Source organism: Megamonas sp., assembly GCF_986095205.1.
Window position 1 is genome coordinate 17,519 of the sequence record NZ_CFQVBI010000001.1, and the last position, 17,179, is coordinate 34,697.

14 protein-coding genes and 1 other annotated feature are annotated in these 17,179 nt (G+C 32.3%); of the genes, 12 read left to right on the plus strand and 2 right to left on the minus strand.

Features of this window, described 5'->3' with window-relative positions; translation table 11 throughout:
* Positions 1 to 28 precede the first annotated feature (28 nt).
* The 11 genes from AC5LAX_RS00115 (at position 29) to cobD (ending at position 13,053) form a co-directional block, all read left to right on the plus strand.
* Entirely contained in the window at positions 29 to 1,456 is a 1,428-nt protein-coding gene (locus AC5LAX_RS00115; protein WP_177159339.1) for an aminotransferase class I/II-fold pyridoxal phosphate-dependent enzyme, read from the plus strand.
* A 7-nt stretch (positions 1,457 to 1,463) separates the two neighbouring features.
* Complete coding sequence (gene speE / locus AC5LAX_RS00120) at positions 1,464 to 2,324, plus strand: polyamine aminopropyltransferase (protein ID WP_018999176.1); 861 nt, start codon at positions 1,464 to 1,466, stop codon at positions 2,322 to 2,324.
* A complete protein-coding gene (gene speB, locus AC5LAX_RS00125; RefSeq protein WP_018999177.1) occupies positions 2,305 to 3,174 on the plus strand; it encodes an agmatinase in 870 nt (289 codons plus the stop codon). Before speE ends, speB begins: the two co-directional genes overlap by 20 nt.
* A 27-nt stretch (positions 3,175 to 3,201) precedes the next feature.
* A complete protein-coding gene (locus tag AC5LAX_RS00130) occupies positions 3,202 to 4,401 on the plus strand; it encodes a saccharopine dehydrogenase family protein (protein ID WP_008538479.1) in 1,200 nt (399 codons plus the stop codon).
* Positions 4,402 to 4,508: 107 nt separating this feature from the next.
* Complete coding sequence (gene nspC / locus AC5LAX_RS00135; RefSeq protein ID WP_091693408.1) at positions 4,509 to 5,651, plus strand: carboxynorspermidine decarboxylase; 1,143 nt, start codon at positions 4,509 to 4,511, stop codon at positions 5,649 to 5,651.
* A 198-nt stretch (positions 5,652 to 5,849) separates the two neighbouring features.
* The gene (locus AC5LAX_RS00140) at positions 5,850 to 7,100 is read left to right on the plus strand and encodes a DUF445 domain-containing protein (RefSeq protein WP_288909212.1); all 1,251 of its coding nucleotides are present in this window, start codon (positions 5,850 to 5,852) and stop codon (positions 7,098 to 7,100) included.
* Positions 7,100 to 8,371 carry a DUF445 domain-containing protein gene (locus tag AC5LAX_RS00145; RefSeq protein ID WP_115151195.1) on the plus strand — a complete coding sequence of 424 codons (1,272 nt, stop codon included), beginning with the start codon at positions 7,100 to 7,102 and terminating at the stop codon, positions 8,369 to 8,371. Before AC5LAX_RS00140 ends, AC5LAX_RS00145 begins: the two co-directional genes overlap by 1 nt.
* A 12-nt stretch (positions 8,372 to 8,383) precedes the next feature.
* Positions 8,384 to 9,742: a TrkH family potassium uptake protein gene (locus tag AC5LAX_RS00150; RefSeq protein ID WP_288909213.1), complete on the plus strand. Its 1,359-nt coding sequence runs from the start codon at positions 8,384 to 8,386 to the stop codon at positions 9,740 to 9,742.
* Between the two features lie 25 nt (positions 9,743 to 9,767).
* Positions 9,768 to 11,099: a TrkH family potassium uptake protein gene (locus tag AC5LAX_RS00155; protein WP_278849515.1), complete on the plus strand. Its 1,332-nt coding sequence runs from the start codon at positions 9,768 to 9,770 to the stop codon at positions 11,097 to 11,099.
* A gap of 13 nt (positions 11,100 to 11,112) precedes the next feature.
* Positions 11,113 to 11,973, plus strand: coding sequence for a hypothetical protein (locus tag AC5LAX_RS00160; protein WP_288909214.1), 861 nt, complete (start codon positions 11,113 to 11,115; stop codon positions 11,971 to 11,973).
* Between the two features lie 3 nt (positions 11,974 to 11,976).
* Positions 11,977 to 13,053 carry a threonine-phosphate decarboxylase CobD gene (gene cobD, locus AC5LAX_RS00165; protein WP_288909215.1) on the plus strand — a complete coding sequence of 359 codons (1,077 nt, stop codon included), beginning with the start codon at positions 11,977 to 11,979 and terminating at the stop codon, positions 13,051 to 13,053.
* 62 nt (positions 13,054 to 13,115) lie between these two features.
* On the opposite strand, the gene AC5LAX_RS00170 is transcribed toward cobD, so the two are convergent.
* Both AC5LAX_RS00170 and AC5LAX_RS00175 read right to left on the minus strand, forming a co-directional pair.
* Positions 13,116 to 13,910, minus strand: a complete 795-nt coding sequence (locus tag AC5LAX_RS00170; RefSeq protein ID WP_288909216.1) for a YdcF family protein — start codon at positions 13,908 to 13,910, stop codon at positions 13,116 to 13,118.
* Between the two features lie 14 nt (positions 13,911 to 13,924).
* Positions 13,925 to 14,542 (minus strand): DUF1349 domain-containing protein, encoded by a 618-nt coding sequence (locus AC5LAX_RS00175; protein WP_288909217.1) that lies wholly within the window; start codon positions 14,540 to 14,542, stop codon positions 13,925 to 13,927.
* Positions 14,543 to 14,879: 337 nt separating this feature from the next.
* Positions 14,880 to 15,112 (plus strand) — a binding site (T-box leader).
* A 41-nt stretch (positions 15,113 to 15,153) separates the two neighbouring features.
* Between AC5LAX_RS00175 and thrS the strand changes: the two genes are divergently transcribed.
* Entirely contained in the window at positions 15,154 to 17,067 is a 1,914-nt protein-coding gene (gene thrS, locus AC5LAX_RS00180; RefSeq protein ID WP_008538468.1) for a threonine--tRNA ligase, read from the plus strand.
* Positions 17,068 to 17,179: the final 112 nt, after the last annotated feature.

Sequence of the window (17,179 nt, forward strand, 5' to 3'; positions counted from 1 at the left end):
ATTATTGGATAGACAAGCACAAAAGAAAATGCCTGTTTTGGAAGCTTTAGAAAGATTTAAAAAAATGCGTGTAGTACCTTTTGATGTGCCAGGGCATAAAAGAGGTAGAGGTAATAAAGCTTTATTAAATTTTTTAGGCGAAAAATGTTTATCTGTAGATGTAAATTCAATGAAACCATTAGACAATTTATGTCACCCAGTTTCTGTAATCAAAGAGGCTGAGGAATTAGCAGCAGATGCTTTTGGAGCAGAACATGCCTTTTTCATGGTAGGTGGAACAACGTCAGCTGTACAAACGATGATTTTAACAGCATGTAAGCGTGGAGATAAGATTATTTTACCGCGAAATGTTCACCGTAGCGCTATAAATGCGATGATTTTGTGTGGAGCTATTCCAATATATATTAATCCGCAGATGGATAAACAACTTGGTATATCGCTCGGTATGTCAGTTGAGGAAGTAAAAAAAGCTATAAGAGAAAATCCAGATGCTAAAGCAGTTTTAGTAAATAATCCAACATATTATGGTATTTGTTCTAATTTAAAAGAAATTATAAAAGTAGCCCATGAACATAATATGTTAGTTTTGGCTGACGAAGCACATGGAACACATTTTTATTTTAATAAACGATTACCTATAGCAGCTATTCATGCGGGAGCTGATATGGCAGCAGTAAGTATGCATAAATCAGGTGGCTCACTTACACAAAGTTCGTTTTTGCTCACTGGTAAAAATGTAAAAGCAGGTTATGTTCATCAGATTATAAATTTGACACAAACTACAAGTGGTTCATATTTATTGATGTCTAGCCTTGATATTTCTCGTTCTAATTTAGCCGTACATGGCAGTGAAATTTTTGATTTTGTTATAGATTTAGTAGATTATGCACGACAAGAAATCAATAATATCGGTGATTATTATGCTTATGCAGATGAAAAGATAAATGGCGATAGTGTTTTTGATTTTGATACCACTAAATTAGCCATTTATACATTACCTGTAGGTCTTGCTGGTATTGAAGTATATGATTTATTGCGTGATGAATACGATATTCAAGCAGAATTTGGCGATATCGGCAATTTACTTGCTTATGTATCAGTCGGTGATAGAGCAAAAGATATTGAACGCTTAGTAAGTGCGTTAGCAGAAATTCGCAGAAATTATAAAAAAGACCATAAGGGCATGTTAGAAGCTGAATATATCAGCCCTAAAGTAATGTGTGGACCACAAGATGCCTTTTATAGTGAAAAAGTATCTTTACCATTAGATGAAAGCTGTGGTAAAGTATGCAGTGAATTTGTAATGTGTTATCCTCCTGGGATACCGATTTTGGCACCAGGGGAATTAATTACACCAGAGATTTTGGAATATATTCACTATGCTAAAGATAAAGGCTGTTCCATGACAGGCCCTGAAGATATGGAAATAAAACGTTTAAATGTAATTAAGGAGTGATAGATAAATGGATTTATGGTTCAGTGAATTACATACACCGTATGTAAAGTTTTCTATTCAGATTGATAAACAACTTCATTCTGAACAGACTGAGTTTCAGCGTATAGATATTTTTGAGTCTAAAGAATTTGGTCGCATGATGGTATTAGATGGCTATGTAATGCTAACTGAAAAAGATGAATTCATTTATCATGAAATGATAGTGCATGTACCTATGGCAGTACATCCTAATCCAAAGAGAGTACTTATCATTGGTGGTGGCGATGGTGGTACAGCTCGTGAATTATTGCGTTATAAAAATGTAGAGTCAGTGGATTTAGTAGAAATTGATGAGCGTGTTGTGGATATTTCCCGTAAATATTTACCACAGACAGCTTGCAGTTTTGATGATGAACGTTTGCATTGTTATTTTGAAGATGGTTTGAAATTCATTCGCCATTGTAATAATGAATATGATTTAATCATCGTTGATTCTACAGATCCATTTGGCCCTGGGGAAGGTTTATTCACTAAGGAATTTTATGGAAATTGCTATAAAGCATTAAAAGAAGATGGCATTATGGTAAATCAGCATGAAAGTCCATTTTATGATGAAGATGCTTTTGCTATGCAACGCGCCCATCAACGCATTGTAAAATCTTTCCCTATAAGTAGAGTATATCAAGCACATATCCCTACTTATCCATCAGGTCATTGGTTATTTGGCTTTGCGTCCAAAAAGTATCACCCAGTTTTAGATTTTGATGCTAAAAGATGGAATGCTTTAGGTTTGAAAACTCGTTATTATAATGCGAACTTACACAATGCATCATTTGCATTACCAAATTATGTGGAGGAATTAATGGAAGATGTTGAAGAAAAACATTGAGACATTTTTAGGTTGTGATAGAGAATATGATGAAGCGAAAATAGTTTTATTTGGCGCACCATTTGACTCTACAACTTCATATAGACCAGGGACTCGTTTTGCTAGTCGTACTATGAGAGCAGAGTCATATGGTCTTGAAACTTTTAGCCCATATCTTGATTTAGATTTAGAAGATGCCTATGTTTTTGATGGCGGAGATTTAGAACTTCCTTTTGGCAGTGTGGAAAATGCACTAAAAGATATTGAAGATTTTACACGTCAGATTGTAAATGATGGTAAAATTCCACTTATGATCGGTGGCGAACATCTAGTTACTTTAGGCAGTGTACGTGCTGTAGCCGAAAAATATGATGATTTGCATATCATTCATTTTGATGCACATGCTGACCTTCGTGATGATTATTTAGGAGCTAAATTATCTCATGCTACAGTGCTTCATCGTGTATGGGATATCGTTGGCGATAATAAAATTTATCAATTCGGTATCAGAAGTGGTGAACGTGCTGAATTTGCTTGGGGCAAAGAGCATGTACAGACTAGACGTTTTGATTTTGTAGGTTTGGAAGATGTTGTAGAAAAATTAAAAGGAAAACCTGTTTACTTTACAGTGGATTTAGATGTATTAGATGCAGCTGTATTCCCTGGAACTGGTACACCAGAAGCAGGTGGAGTATCTTTTGATGAACTTCGTCGTGCAATGAATTTAGTAGCTAATAAATGCAATGTAGTAGGCTGTGATATGGTAGAATTATCTCCACCATATGACCAAAGTGGTATCTCTACAGCTACTGCTTTAAAATTACTACGTGAATATTTATTGGCTTTAGATTATAATATAAATAATAAATAAATTTTTATAAAAGGGGGAATTTGCCAAATGGGTAAAGCTCTAATTATTGGTTGTGGTGGCGTAGCAAGTGTTACTATCCATAAATGTTGTCAAAATAGTGATGTATTCGAAGAAATCTGTATTGCTAGCCGTACAAAAAGCAAATGTGATGCTTTAAAAGAAAAATTAAGCGGTGGCAAAACAAAAATTACTACAGCTCAAGTAGATGCTGATGATGTAAATCAACTTATTAACTTAATCAATGAATTCAAGCCAGATGTAGTAATTAACTTAGCTCTTCCATATCAAGATTTAACAATCATGGACGCTTGTCTTGCTACTAAAGTTCATTATGTAGATACTGCAAATTATGAACCATTAGATACTGCTAAATTTGAATATAAATGGCAGTGGGCTTATCGTGAACGCTTTGAAAAAGCTGGAATTACTGCACTTTTAGGCAGTGGTTTTGACCCAGGTGTAACAGGCGTATTCTCTGCTTATGCAATGAAACATCATTTTGATGAAATTAACTATATTGATATCTTGGATTGTAATGCAGGTGATCATGGATATCCATTTGCTACAAACTTTAATCCTGAAATCAATATCCGTGAAGTTTCTGCTAATGGTAGCTACTGGGAAGATGGTAAATGGGTAGAAACTAAACCTATGGAAATAAAACGCGTGTACAATTTCCCAGAAATTGGCGAAAAAGACATGTATTTACTTCACCATGAAGAACTTGAATCTTTGGGCTTAAATATCAAAGGTATCAAACGTATTCGTTTCTTCATGACTTTTGGTCAGTCTTATTTAACTCATTTAAAATGTTTAGAAAATGTAGGTATGACTTCTATCGAACCTATCGAATTTGAAGGTCATAAAATTGTGCCACTTCAATTCTTAAAAGCTGTACTTCCAGATCCAGCTAGTCTTGGCCCTCGTACAGTAGGTAAAACAAATATCGGCTGTATTTTCCAAGGTAAAAAAGATGGTAAAGATAAAACATATTATTTATACAATGTTTGCGACCATCAAGAATGCTACAAAGAAGTTGGCTCTCAAGCAATCTCTTATACAACTGGTGTTCCAGCAATGATTGGTGCAATGCTCATCATGAACGGCACATGGAAAAAACCAGGCGTATATAATATTGAAGAATTTGATCCAGATCCATTTATGGACGCTCTTAATAAATGGGGCCTTCCATGGAAAGAAAGCTTCAATCCTGATTTAGTAGAATAAAATATATTTTTAATAAAAATAAGACAGTATGCCATTGGTGTACTGTCTTATTTAAATAAATTGAGATTTTGATTTAGAATTAAAAACAATTTTAAGGAAGTGATTTAGTGAAATTAGAAGAAAAATTACAAAATGTAGCAACTCCTAGTTATGTTATGGACGAGAAAAAACTTCGTGAAAATCTTGAAGTTTTAAAAATGGTACAAGATAGAACAGGTTGTCATATTTTACTTGCTCAAAAAGCTTTTTCCATGTTTTATTTTTATCCTATGATTGGCAAATATCTAAAAGGTGCTACAGCAAGTGGGATTTTTGAAGCTAAATTAGCTCATGAATTCATGAAGGATAAAGAAAATCACATATTTTCCCCAGCATATAAAGAAAAAGATTTTGCTGAAATCGTGGAGATTTGCGACCATATAATTTTTAATTCTTTTAACCAATGGGAAAAATATAAAGATATAGCTTTAGCTAAAGGCAAAGAATGTGGTATTCGCATTAATCCAGAATGTTCTACACAAGAAGGACATGATATTTATGACCCATGTGCCAAAGGTTCTCGCTTAGGTGTTACACTTGATAATTTTGAACCAGAAAAGTTAGAAGGATTGAAAGGGCTTCATTTCCATACACTTTGCGAACAAAATTCTGATGATTTAAAAACTACATTAGATGCTATTGAAGCTAAATTTGGCAAATATCTATATGATTTAAAATGGCTCAATTTTGGTGGTGGTCATCATATCACTCGTGAAGATTATGATATTGAACTTTTAATAAATTGCATTAATCATATGAAAGAAAAATATGATTTAGAAATTTATTTAGAACCTGGTGAAGCTGTGGCATTAAATGCAGGTTATTTAGTCAGTGAAGTCTTAGAGCTTATTCACAATGACATAGATATTGCAATTTTAGATACTTCTGCTGCTTGTCATATGCCTGATGTATTGGAAATGCCATATAGACCAAATGTAATTAATTCAGGAAAACCAAATGAAAAAGCATATACTTACCGTTTTGGTGGCCCTACTTGTCTTGCAGGTGATATCATAGGGGAATATTCTTTTGATAAACCTTTAAAAGTTGGCGATAAAATTATTTTCTGCGATATGGCTATTTATTCCATGGTAAAAAATAATACCTTCAATGGTATGCCACTTCCAGATATTGCTGTTTTACATGAAGATGATACTATTGAAGTAGTAAAATCTTTTGGTTATGAAGATTTTAAAATGAGATTATCTTAAATTATTAATCATAAATTTAGTTATATCTTATAATATTTAATGAAATAAAGATTATTTAGGTTGATTTATTTAGCTTAAATAATCTTTATTTTTGTTTGATTTATAGTTTGATATGGCAGTTAATTTAGCAACAATATTTTATAAACATGGCTTTTGCGGTATAATATCTTTATATTATTTGAATAAGGGAGGGTTATTATGTCGAAAAAAACACAGGCTACATTGGTTTTAGTTATCATGTTTTTGGGATTTATTGCTACATATAAATTAGATTCTTTTTGGGGCTTATTGCTAAATCATGGATTTTTGGCTGCCTTAATCGGTGGTTTAGCGGATTGGTTTGCAGTTACAGCTCTATTTAGAAAACCACTGGGCTTTATCTCTTATCGTACAGAGATATTACCTCGTAATCGTGAACGTATCATGGACGAGATAGTAAAATTTATCGGTAGAGATTTATTAAATCCAGAATACATCATTAATAATATTAAAAATTATAATATGGCAATGATGGTAGTAGAGTACGCTCAAAGAGGTGGCAAAGAAAAAGCCAAAGTAGCATTAAAAGAATTAGTTATGCAGGTAATTAATTCACTTGATACGAAAAAAGTAGGTTATTCATTGGCAAGTGCCTTGAAGAGTCGTCGTAAGAATTTTAATATAGCAAGGATTATCATTCAATTTTTACTAGATTTTATCAAGACACCAGCAGGGGATAAATGTATAGACCATATCATAAAAATGGTTAGAGCTACAGTGCCTGAATTGTTGGCAAAGGATTTCATGCATAAACTAATTGACGATAATGTAAGCATTATCAAAGAAAAATATGTAAAAGATAGTCAAAAACGTAGTTTTATGTTTGAAATGATGGATTTATCTAGTGAAAATTTGACGCAAAAGTTAAATAAAAAATTAGATGAATATACGAATTTATTACTGGATTATGACAGTAAAGAACGTGAGCATTTAAAAACTTTACTTGCAGAAAAAATAGAAATTCTAGGCAGTAGAAATGGCTATAAGCAAAAAGTTGCTCAATTAGAACATTACTTTTTCGTAAAGAAATTTGATTTTAGCGATAATTTAGTGTCTTTAATTGATAATTTCTGTCAAAATAGCGAAAATAGAGAACAATTATGGAAGCAGATTGAAGATTATCTAGATAATCTTATTGCTAAATTAGCTGTAGATGATGAAATGCAGGCTAAATTAAATAAGTTTTTCATTAATACAATAACGAAGATAATTCAAAATAATTCACAATGGGGCTTAGATTATATTAAAGATGAATTGATGAAGTATTCACAGCAAGAATTTGTCGATTTAGTAGAAAAACGTGTTGGTGATGACCTTCAAATGATACGTATAAACGGTTCTGTAGTTGGTGCTATTGCTGGTATGGGATTATATGTAATATCCTTTGTTGTGGAAAGGATGTGCGGATAATGGATAGATTTAATAGAGCAGATAAAACATTATGTGTATTATTTGTTTGTTTTTTAGTAATTTTAGCTTTAAGAACTTTATATCCACAATATATTATTTTCGAATTGTTATTATTTTGCAGTGAAGCGAGTTTAGTTGGTGGGATTGCGGACTGGTTTGCAGTTACAGCTTTATTTAAAAAGCCACTAGGATTTCCTTTTCATACAGCTATATTGCCAAGACGTAGAGATGCCTTTATAAATTCTTGCGTGAGAATGTTGCAGACAGAATTTTTATCTAAGCGCAAAATTTATAGACGTATATGCAATGCTGATTTATTATCATGGGGCTTAAATTGGGCTAAAAATCCTGATAATAAAAAATATATATTAAATGAAGTTATGCAGTTTTTAGTGAAAAAAATCGCTGAAATAGATACTGCTAAAGTAGCACAAAAAAACAGTGAAAAAATAGCTCAGCTTATTTTAAAAGAGTCTATGGGTGATTTATCACATAATTTAATGGGCATATTGCTCAAAAGTGAAAATAGTCAGCTCGCTGTAGATAAAGGTATAAATTTCTTGAAAGGATATTTTTCAGGAAGAGAAGGAAAAGCAAGAATAGATGCTTTTCTTGAAAATTATCAAAAGCAATATGAAAGTGGTCTAGGCGGTCTGATGTTATCTTTGGCTTTAGCGACAAATACTTTAGACCCAGATGAATTGTCTTTGATAATTCATGAACGTATTTTAGATTTATTAGATGATGTCAGCGATAAAGATGGCGAATTATATGCAAATCTCATAAATTTATATGAAGAAGCTTTGATGAATATTCGCGATGATGAAAATTGGGTTGATAGCTTGAATACTTTGTGTGATAGTTTTGTGGAAATGGGCATTGTGGAAAAAATTCTACAAAATTCTTTGCGCAATTTTTGTGAATATCTATTAGCTAATAATAATAGAGAGAATAAGCTTTATCAGACAATAGAACAGATTTTAAGTGAAGAAATAGATAGATGTATCGAAAAATTAAATACAAATAATGAATTTAAATCAAAAATAAATCGTTTTGTATTAGATGTTGTTCATCGTAGTGCTTTAAAAGGTGAAGATGTAATCTTAGAATTAGCACGTAAATTTTTAGAAGGATTAACAGATAAGCAATTAAATGAGTTAGTGTACGATAAAGTCGAAACAGATATGATATGGATACGTTTAAACGGCTCTATCGTTGGCGGTATCATAGGCTTTTTTGCTTTTTGGTTATTGCAATTAGTGAACAATTAGGAGGAATTAATTTTGCAACAGGCAGAAATTCCCAAGAGTATTAATAATTGGCTATTGATGTTAAGTCCTTATCAAGTTTTAGTTGTTTCGTTTTTGGGCTTAATATTAGTAGGTGCATTTTTATTGATGTTACCTATAGCATCTAATGATGGTAGCAGTCTATCATTTATAGATGCTTTATTTACTGCAACATCAGCTGTATGTGTTACGGGTTTAATTGTGGTAGATACTGGTCAATATTTTTCTATATTTGGGCAATTAGTAATTATTATGTTGATTCAAATTGGCGGTTTTGGTGTAATGACAATGACGACAGTATTTGCCTTGATTTTGGGAAAGCGTATTCAGCTTAGAAGTAGGTTAATAGCTCAAGAATCATTGAACAGGTTGACTGTTGGGGGCGTTGTAAAATTAATTAAATTATTGGTAAAGACCACTTTATGTATTGAATTTTTAGGTGGCGTACTACTATCTTTTCGCCTATATCCTGATTATGGATTACATGGGATATATATGGCGTTTTGGCATTCTATATCGGCGTTTTGTAATGCTGGTTTTGATATTTTTGGCGGTACTAATATTTTTAAATATAATACTGACCCTTTATTTTGTTTAGTCATCGCTTTTTTGATTATATTAGGCGGTATTGGTTATGGTGTAACAGTAGAACTTTACCAAAAACATAATTGGAAGATGTTTTCTTTGCATGCTAAAGTTGCTTTATTGACGACTTTGATTTTATTGGTAATTGGTACGATAGTATTATTCTTTTTAGAATATAATAATGAAAATACGATTGGTAATTGGGATTGGTGGCATAAGTTAATAGGGACGTTTTTTTTATCTACAACTTCACGTACAGCAGGATATACTTTGATGGATACAGGAGCATTACATGAAGCCTCATTGTTTTTTATCATCATTTTGATGTTTTTAGGGGCGTCTCCTGGTTCTACTGGTGGTGGGATAAAAACTACAACTTTTGCGATAATTTTTGCGACAGTTACCTCTATAATTCGTGGCAATGAAGAAGTTACATTGTTTAAAAGACGTATCGAACATGATTTAATTGTAAAGTCTTTGGCTATTTTTTATATAGCAGCAGCTTTAGTAGTTTTAGGAACAATGTTTTTATGTTTAACAGAAGATTTTCCATTTATAAAAATACTATTTGAAGTTACATCAGCATTGGCTACTGTAGGTTTATCCACAGGGATTACTTCTAGTTTGACTATTTATGGTAAGTCCATATTAATTTTAATAATGTTTATTGGTCGTTTAGGAGTACTTACATTTTTGATGGCTATTGCTATGCGCAATCGAAAAAAAGTTAAAATAGGATATCCTTCAGAGCGTATTGGGGTAGGTTGATTAATAAGTTTTAGGTTTAAATAAAATGATGAAATATATTAGAAAATTAAATCCATACCAGATTGTTTTATGTAGTTATGGGATAATAATATTGACTGGTACTATGTTGTTGATGTTGCCGATTACAGTGGTAGATATAAAGCCTTTGAGCTTTGTTGATGCATTATTTATGTCAGCGTCAGCAGTATGTGTATCGGGTGTTTCCATATTTAGTTTAGGTGATAATTTTTCTGTATTTGGGCAAATAATAATTATTATTTTGGTGCAAATTGGAGCTTTAGGAATTATGACTATCACTACTATTTTGGCAGTGGTGATGGGTAAACGCATTCAACTTCGAGATAGATTATTAATTCAAGAGTCATTGCAAAGATGGTCAGTGGCAGGAGTGGTGCGACTTGTAATCAGTATTGTGAAAATGACTGTTGCTTTTGAATTTATCGGTGGAGTTGTTTTAACAATTATTTTTTGTCAAGATTATAGTGTAGGCACAGCTATTTATTTTGGTTTTTGGCATTCGATATCAGCTTTTTGTAATGCAGGTTTTGATATTTTAGGTGGAAGCAATTTTGCAAATTATATTTTTCACCCATTTTTTAATCTGATATTATTGATAGAAGTTGTTTGTGGCGGATTAGGTTTTGCTGTTTTACTAGATATATATCAAAAACGCAAATGGCAAAAATTAAGTATTAATAGCAAACTTGTACTTGTTACTACTGGTTTTTTAATTCTTATTGGCAGTGTATTTATTTTCGTCTTAGAATATGGAAATCAAAATACTTTAGGCGATTTAGGTTTATTTGATAAAGTTATGGTAAGTACTTTCATGGCTTCAATGGCTAGAACATCAGGATTTTCAATGCTCGATATTGGTTCATTGACAGAACCTAGTTTATTGTTGATTATGTTTTTGATGTTTATTGGCGGTTCACCAGCTTCAACAGGTGGCGGTATTAAAACTACTACTATAGCTGTTATCTTTGCAGCTATTTGGTCGCTCATTCGCGGTCGTGAAGATGTTGTTATCTTTGAGCGTACTGTACCACCGATTGTCATTTTCCGTGCGATGAGTATTTTCTTTGTCAGTGCGATTGTCGTATTTTTGATGTCAATGTTTTTATGTTTGACAGAAGATATTGCTTTGTCTAAAATCTTATTTGAGTCTGTATCTATGTTCGCTACTGTAGGTTTGCCTACGGGCACGATAAATGAAATGGACGCTTCTAGTAGAATTGTAATTATTTTTGTAATGTTGATGGGACGAATTGGTATTATTTCTTTTGCGATGGCACTTGTTATTCGCAAGAAGAAAAATAAAATTCGCTATCCTGAAGATAAATTTATTATTGGTTAAGGAGAATTTTTGCATGGGTCTTAGTGTTAAAATACCAGGTTCTTGTGGCGAGTTAGTACAAGGCATGATTGATGATATACCTTTTTTAGTTACTTGTCCTATTTCAATGTATACCAAGGCGAGTATAACAAAATATTTTTCTTATTTACCATATAAAGCTCGTTTGGCACGCAATAAAACGCTTGATTATCTGGGCACTAAATCTTATGCAAAATTTTGTTTGACTACAGAATTGTTGACAGGAAAGGGCATGGCTTCAAGTAGTGCAGATATTGCAAGTATTTGTCAGTTGACAGCTCTTTCTTGTAAACGGATATTATCTCAAGATGAAATATCAAAGATTGCAACAAGTATTGAGCCAACTGATGGTATTTTTTGTAAAGGCATTGTCAGATATAATCATTTGAATGGTCAAGTTTTAGAGCATTTAGGGTTAGCACCAAAGATTAGGATATTGATGTTTGATTGCGGTGGCAAGGTCGATACTTTATCTTTTAATCGTCGCAAGGATTTAAAACGATTGTATCAAGAAAATGAAAATACAATTAAAGAAGCTTTAGATTATTTGCGTTTAGGATTTAAAGAGAAAAATAATAGATATATCGGCAAAGCTTGCGTTATGAGTGCGTATGCAAATCAGAAAATATTATATAAAAAGCAATTAGAAGATATCATGATAATATCCGAAGATTATCAGGCAATAGGTGTAAATGTTGCTCACAGTGGTACTGTCATTGGTGTATTATTTGATGATAATTGTGAGGAAAGTTTAATTGAAGAATGTAAACAAAAAATATTAAGTGAATGTTTTGATTTACATTATTTAAATTTAGTAAAAATGATTTCTGGTGGAATTGTCATAGAAAGAGAGTAAATTATGCAAAAGTTTGAGCATGGCGGAGATTTAAAAAAAATAATGGCACAAGAAAATTTAGATAAAATTATAGATTTCAGTGCCAATATAAATCCATATGGATTATCTAAAAATATAAAAAAAGCGATTGTTGACCATATTGATGATATAATTCATTATCCAGAGCCAGATGCAAGAGAGCTTTGTGGTAAAATCGCCGAAAATTATGGTATCAGTGCAGATAAAATTATCGTAGGTAATGGCGCAGTAGAATTATTATATATACTTTGCCATATATTAAAGCCTAAAAATGCATTGATTGTATCTCCAGGTTTTAGTGAATATGAAAGAGCAGCCAAAGCTTCTGGAGCGAATATAAATTATGTAATGTTATCTGAAAAACAGGAATTTAATTCTCCTATGCGAGACTTAATTGTGAATATAAAAGGCAACGATATTTTATTTATCGGCAATCCTAATAATCCTACAGGTACATTATTTACTGTAGAAGATATGGAACTTTTGATTGAACATGCTGAAAATAATGGCTGTTTTGTAGTTGTTGATGAGTCTTTTATGGATTTTATCAAAACAAGTGAAGCTTTTTCCGTACTTCCTTTAGTGGAAAAATATCATAATTTATTTGTATTGCATTCTTTGACTAAATTTTATGCATTACCAGGACTTCGCTTAGGTTTTGCAGCTACAGACCATGAAGTTTTAGACCCACTTTATCAGGCGAAAGACCCATGGAATGTGAATTCTTTAGCACAGATTGCAGGTATGGTAGCTTTAGAGGATAAAGTATATCAGCGTCGCAGTAGAACATATACAAGAACAGAGATAAATTATCTTTATGAAGAACTAGAAACTTTTGATAAGTTGAAAGTATATGAGCCAACTGTTAATTTTATTTTAGTGAATATAGAAAAAACAAATATGACAGCTAATGAGTTAAAAGCAAAATTATTAGAATATGGTATAGCTATTCGCAATTGTGAAAACTATCCAGGATTAAATGAGTATTTCGTGCGTTTTGCAGTGCGAACTCGTGAGGAAAATGATGAATTAATTGATGCTTTAACAGAGATTTTAGCTTAAAAAAAGTGTCTACTAAATTATATTTTGCCGTGAAGATAAAATATAATAAGTAGACACTTTCTTTATTTTGTAGCATAAAGTGAATTTGCCTGGCGTGTTTTGATATTTAAATGTTGATATAGATATTGATAAGCATTATGGACTTCTTGTGGTATATCTACATGAGCGATAAAATTTTTACCTTGAGGGCCATAACCGTTGATATTATCTGTAAGACGAGGAATTTCTCCCATGAGTAACTCAATATATTTATCAATATTCCACATTTGCCAGATATTATTTTGTTCTAAACATAATTTATCATTTTGAACAGTGAAATGAACTTTATATATGGCATAATTAATTAAAGCGGTATCACAAGGACAATATTTTCTAAAACCTGCGTCCATGCGATTTTGCATAGTAGCATCTTGCATAAAAATGATGGATTTGGGCTTTAAATCTAGATTTTTTAAAAGTTCTAGAGCATTAGTGATATTATTACCGCAGTTGGTAGATTTAGTTTCTAATAAACAATCTGTAATATTGTATTTATTTTTTAGATAAAGGGCAAAAATTTCTGCTTCTGATTTTATGGAAATATCTATATCGGCTAGAGATGATTGCATTTTTTGGCGGAGTGCTTCTGTAGTATGACCAGCACCGCCGACTAAAAGATAATTTTTAGCTATATTTTGTTGATGAGCTTTAGCAAATACATCAGCACCTTCAGGAATAGAGCCACCGAATAAAATTAACAAATCGGCTTGATTTATTTTGTATTTTTCTTGTAATTCATTGGGAGATAGTGCCGTTAAATCTCTTTTAGCTAAAAAATCAATGAGAATATTTAAATTTTTGGCGATAAGTGTATTCATAAAATAACATTCCTTTAATAAGTAATATCTTCGTCAGGTTGTTGACCGTCGTGAGCTTTCCAAACACATTCTGTCATTTTGAAATCAGTAAATGTAGCTTTAAATGAAGAATTTTCTGGGCTACAAGCATAAATGCCAAATTGGATATCACCAGAAGCTTCCCAAAGATGACATATGCGCATTTGATTATAATTTATGCCATTAAGAGAATATTCTATGCGAAAATCATCTTTTCGGCGACTCAATCTATACCAAATGGATTTTATAGAACTATCAATAACAGTTGTCGCCCAATCAGAATATCCTTTATTAGTAACAACACTACCCAAATGTTGAATATCTTCATTTTCATATTCAACGGAAGCTTTGAGCCAGTTTTCGCTATCTAAATATAAGACGATACCGCATTGGTCAAATCGGACTTTGCTATCAAAATCTGTCTTAACAGTAAATGAAAAGAATTCTTCATTTGTACTCATTTGTAGCACAGGAGCATTATCATTTCTGAAGTGATAATATGTTCTTTGCCATAAATCAGTATGAGGTGAAGTTATGATTTCGATTTTATCTTTAGTTATACTAAATGATAAAGGTTTACGAGTCCAATGTAGCTTATCTACATCAAAAAACATAGTAACATCTCCTTTATTTTGGTGTATATATATTATTTTAATTTTATATATGTATCTTGTGAAGGCAAAAAAAAACCGATAGGGAGAGAAACCTATCGGAGAGCAAAAACTTATATAACTTTATTGAGTTATGTATATAGTATAATCTGATTAGATTAAAATATGATTAAAGTACAGATTAAAAATAGATTAAATTTAAATTAAAATAAATATTATAATAAATAGATAATATCTTATAAGTATATTATTTTGATAGGAATTTTAGAAATGAGAAAAAAGAATAACTCTTGACATTGAGATATTGCTTTATTATAATGAAGACATCATAAAGATATATGTAAAAGTAATGCGAAAGACATGATTGAAGAATTATATGTTTACAGAGAGAGAAGTCGAGGCTGGAAACTTCTTAAGCATACTCTTTGATTACCACTTTCAAACTGCAAAGCTGAACTATAAATTTAGATTTATTTATTAAGTTTTGCCGGAGAAATTCCGTTATCATTTTTGAGTTGGTCATATTTTATGGCAAACAGGGTGGAACCGCGAACTACAAGCCTCGTCCCTAGTTTTGGGATGGAGGCTTTTTATTTTTTTAGGAGGTTAATAAAATGGCAAATATCACATTAAAAGATGGTGCTGTTCGTGAAGTAGCTGAAGGCACTACTGTTCTTGATTTTGTAAAATCCTTTAGTAATTCTTTAGCAAAAAAAGCTTTAGCTTGTAAAATTGATGGAGAAACTAAAGATTTAATGACTGTTATAGATGGAGATCATCAAGTAGAAATTTTAACTTTTGAAGATGAAGATGGTCGTTGGGCACTTCGTCATAGTGCTTCTCATATTTTAGCTCAAGCTGTAAAACGTCTTTATGGCGATAAAAATGTAAAACTTGCAATTGGTCCTGCAATTGACAATGGTTTTTACTATGATTTTGATATGGATCATCAGCTTAGCACTGAAGATTTAGCAAAAATCGAAAAAGAAATGAAAAAAATTGTTAAAGAAAATTTAGCAATTGTACGTAAAGAAGTTACTCGTCAGGAAGCACTTGATTTCTTCAATGCTGAAGGCGAAAGCTATAAAGTAGAATTAATCAATGATTTACCAGAAGATGCAATGATCACTATGTATAGCCAAGGTGAATTCACTGACCTTTGTGCAGGTCCACACGTAGTATCTACAGGTAAAGTAAAAGCTATTAAATTACAATCTGTTGCTGGTGCTTATTGGCGCGGTAGCGAAAAAAATAAAATGCTTCAACGTGTATATGGTACAGCATTTGAAAAACAAGCTGATTTAGATGCTTACTTAAAAATGCTTGAAGAAGCTGCTAAACGTGATCACCGCAAACTCGGTAAAGAACTCGATTTATTCAGCTTACATGAAGAAGGTCCAGGCTTCCCATTCTTCCATCCAAATGGTATGGTAATCAGAAACGAACTCATCAACTACTGGCGTGAAGTTCATCGTCAATTTGGTTATCAGGAAATTAAAACTCCAATGATTATGAACCGTAAACTTTGGGAAACTTCTGGTCACTGGGATCATTATAAAGAAAATATGTACTTCACAAAAATTGATGGTGAAGATTATGCGATTAAACCAATGAACTGCCCAGGTGGTATGCTTGTTTATTTAACACAGCAACACAGCTATCGTGATTTACCACTTCGCCTTGGTGAACTTGGTCTTGTACATCGTCATGAATTATCTGGTGCATTACATGGTTTAATGCGTGTACGTAACTTCACTCAAGATGATGCTCATATCTTTATGTTACCTAGCCAGATTGAAGATGAAATCCAAAGAGTTATTGACTTATTTGATAAAGTTTATAGCACATTTGGTTTAACTTATCATGCAGAACTCAGCACACGTCCTGAAGACTCCATGGGTTCTGATGAAGTTTGGGAAACTGCAACTAATGCACTTAGAAATGCACTTGAACATCGTGGTCTTAAATATGTTATCAACGAAGGCGATGGCGCTTTCTATGGTCCAAAAATCGACTTCCATTTAACTGACTCTATTGGTCGTACTTGGCAGTGTGGTACAATTCAGCTTGATATGTTAATGCCTGAAAAATTCGACCTCACTTATATCGGTGAAGATGGTCAGAAACATCGTCCAGTAATGATTCACCGTGTAGTATACGGAAGTATCGAACGCTTTATCGGTATTTTAATTGAAAACTATGCTGGTGCATTCCCAGTATGGCTCGCTCCTGTACAGGTTAAAATCTTACCTATCAGCGATAAATATGTTGATTATGCTTATGAAATCAAACGCAAAATGTTTGACCTCGGCATTCGTGTAGAAGTTGATGACCGCAATGAAAAAATCGGTTACAAAATCCGTGAAGCTCAAGTTAAAAAAGTTCCATACAGCATTATCGTAGGTGAATCCGAATTAGAAAATAAAAATATTTCTGTTCGTAAACGTCGTGAAAAAGATACTGTTACTATGGATACTGATGAATTTATCAACAATCTTCTTGAAGAAATTAAAACAAAAGCTCAGTAATCAATAAAAATAAAAGCTCTTAATAGTTTTTGAACTGCACCCCAAAAGTTGGACACAAAACAACTTTTGGAGGTGCAGTTTTTTTATGACTAAATACTCAAATGAATTTAAA

Excerpts from the sequence above, each read along its gene's own strand:
- AC5LAX_RS00130 (WP_008538479.1), top strand. The coding sequence starts at position 3,202 with ATGGGTAAAGCTCTAATTATTGGTTGTGGTGGCGTAGCAAGTGTTACT.
- speB (WP_018999177.1), top strand. The coding sequence starts at position 2,305 with ATGTTGAAGAAAAACATTGAGACATTTTTAGGTTGTGATAGAGAATAT.
- AC5LAX_RS00160 (WP_288909214.1), top strand. The coding sequence starts at position 11,113 with ATGGGTCTTAGTGTTAAAATACCAGGTTCTTGTGGCGAGTTAGTACAA.
- AC5LAX_RS00115 (WP_177159339.1), top strand. The coding sequence starts at position 29 with ATGCCTGTTTTGGAAGCTTTAGAAAGATTTAAAAAAATGCGTGTAGTA.
- AC5LAX_RS00170 (WP_288909216.1), bottom strand. The coding sequence starts at position 13,910 with ATGAATACACTTATCGCCAAAAATTTAAATATTCTCATTGATTTTTTA.
- speE (WP_018999176.1), top strand. The coding sequence starts at position 1,464 with ATGGATTTATGGTTCAGTGAATTACATACACCGTATGTAAAGTTTTCT.
- AC5LAX_RS00155 (WP_278849515.1), top strand. The coding sequence starts at position 9,768 with ATGATGAAATATATTAGAAAATTAAATCCATACCAGATTGTTTTATGT.
- AC5LAX_RS00145 (WP_115151195.1), top strand. The coding sequence starts at position 7,100 with ATGGATAGATTTAATAGAGCAGATAAAACATTATGTGTATTATTTGTT.
- thrS (WP_008538468.1), top strand. The coding sequence starts at position 15,154 with ATGGCAAATATCACATTAAAAGATGGTGCTGTTCGTGAAGTAGCTGAA.
- cobD (WP_288909215.1), top strand. The coding sequence starts at position 11,977 with ATGCAAAAGTTTGAGCATGGCGGAGATTTAAAAAAAATAATGGCACAA.
- AC5LAX_RS00140 (WP_288909212.1), top strand. The coding sequence starts at position 5,850 with ATGTCGAAAAAAACACAGGCTACATTGGTTTTAGTTATCATGTTTTTG.
- AC5LAX_RS00175 (WP_288909217.1), bottom strand. The coding sequence starts at position 14,542 with ATGTTTTTTGATGTAGATAAGCTACATTGGACTCGTAAACCTTTATCA.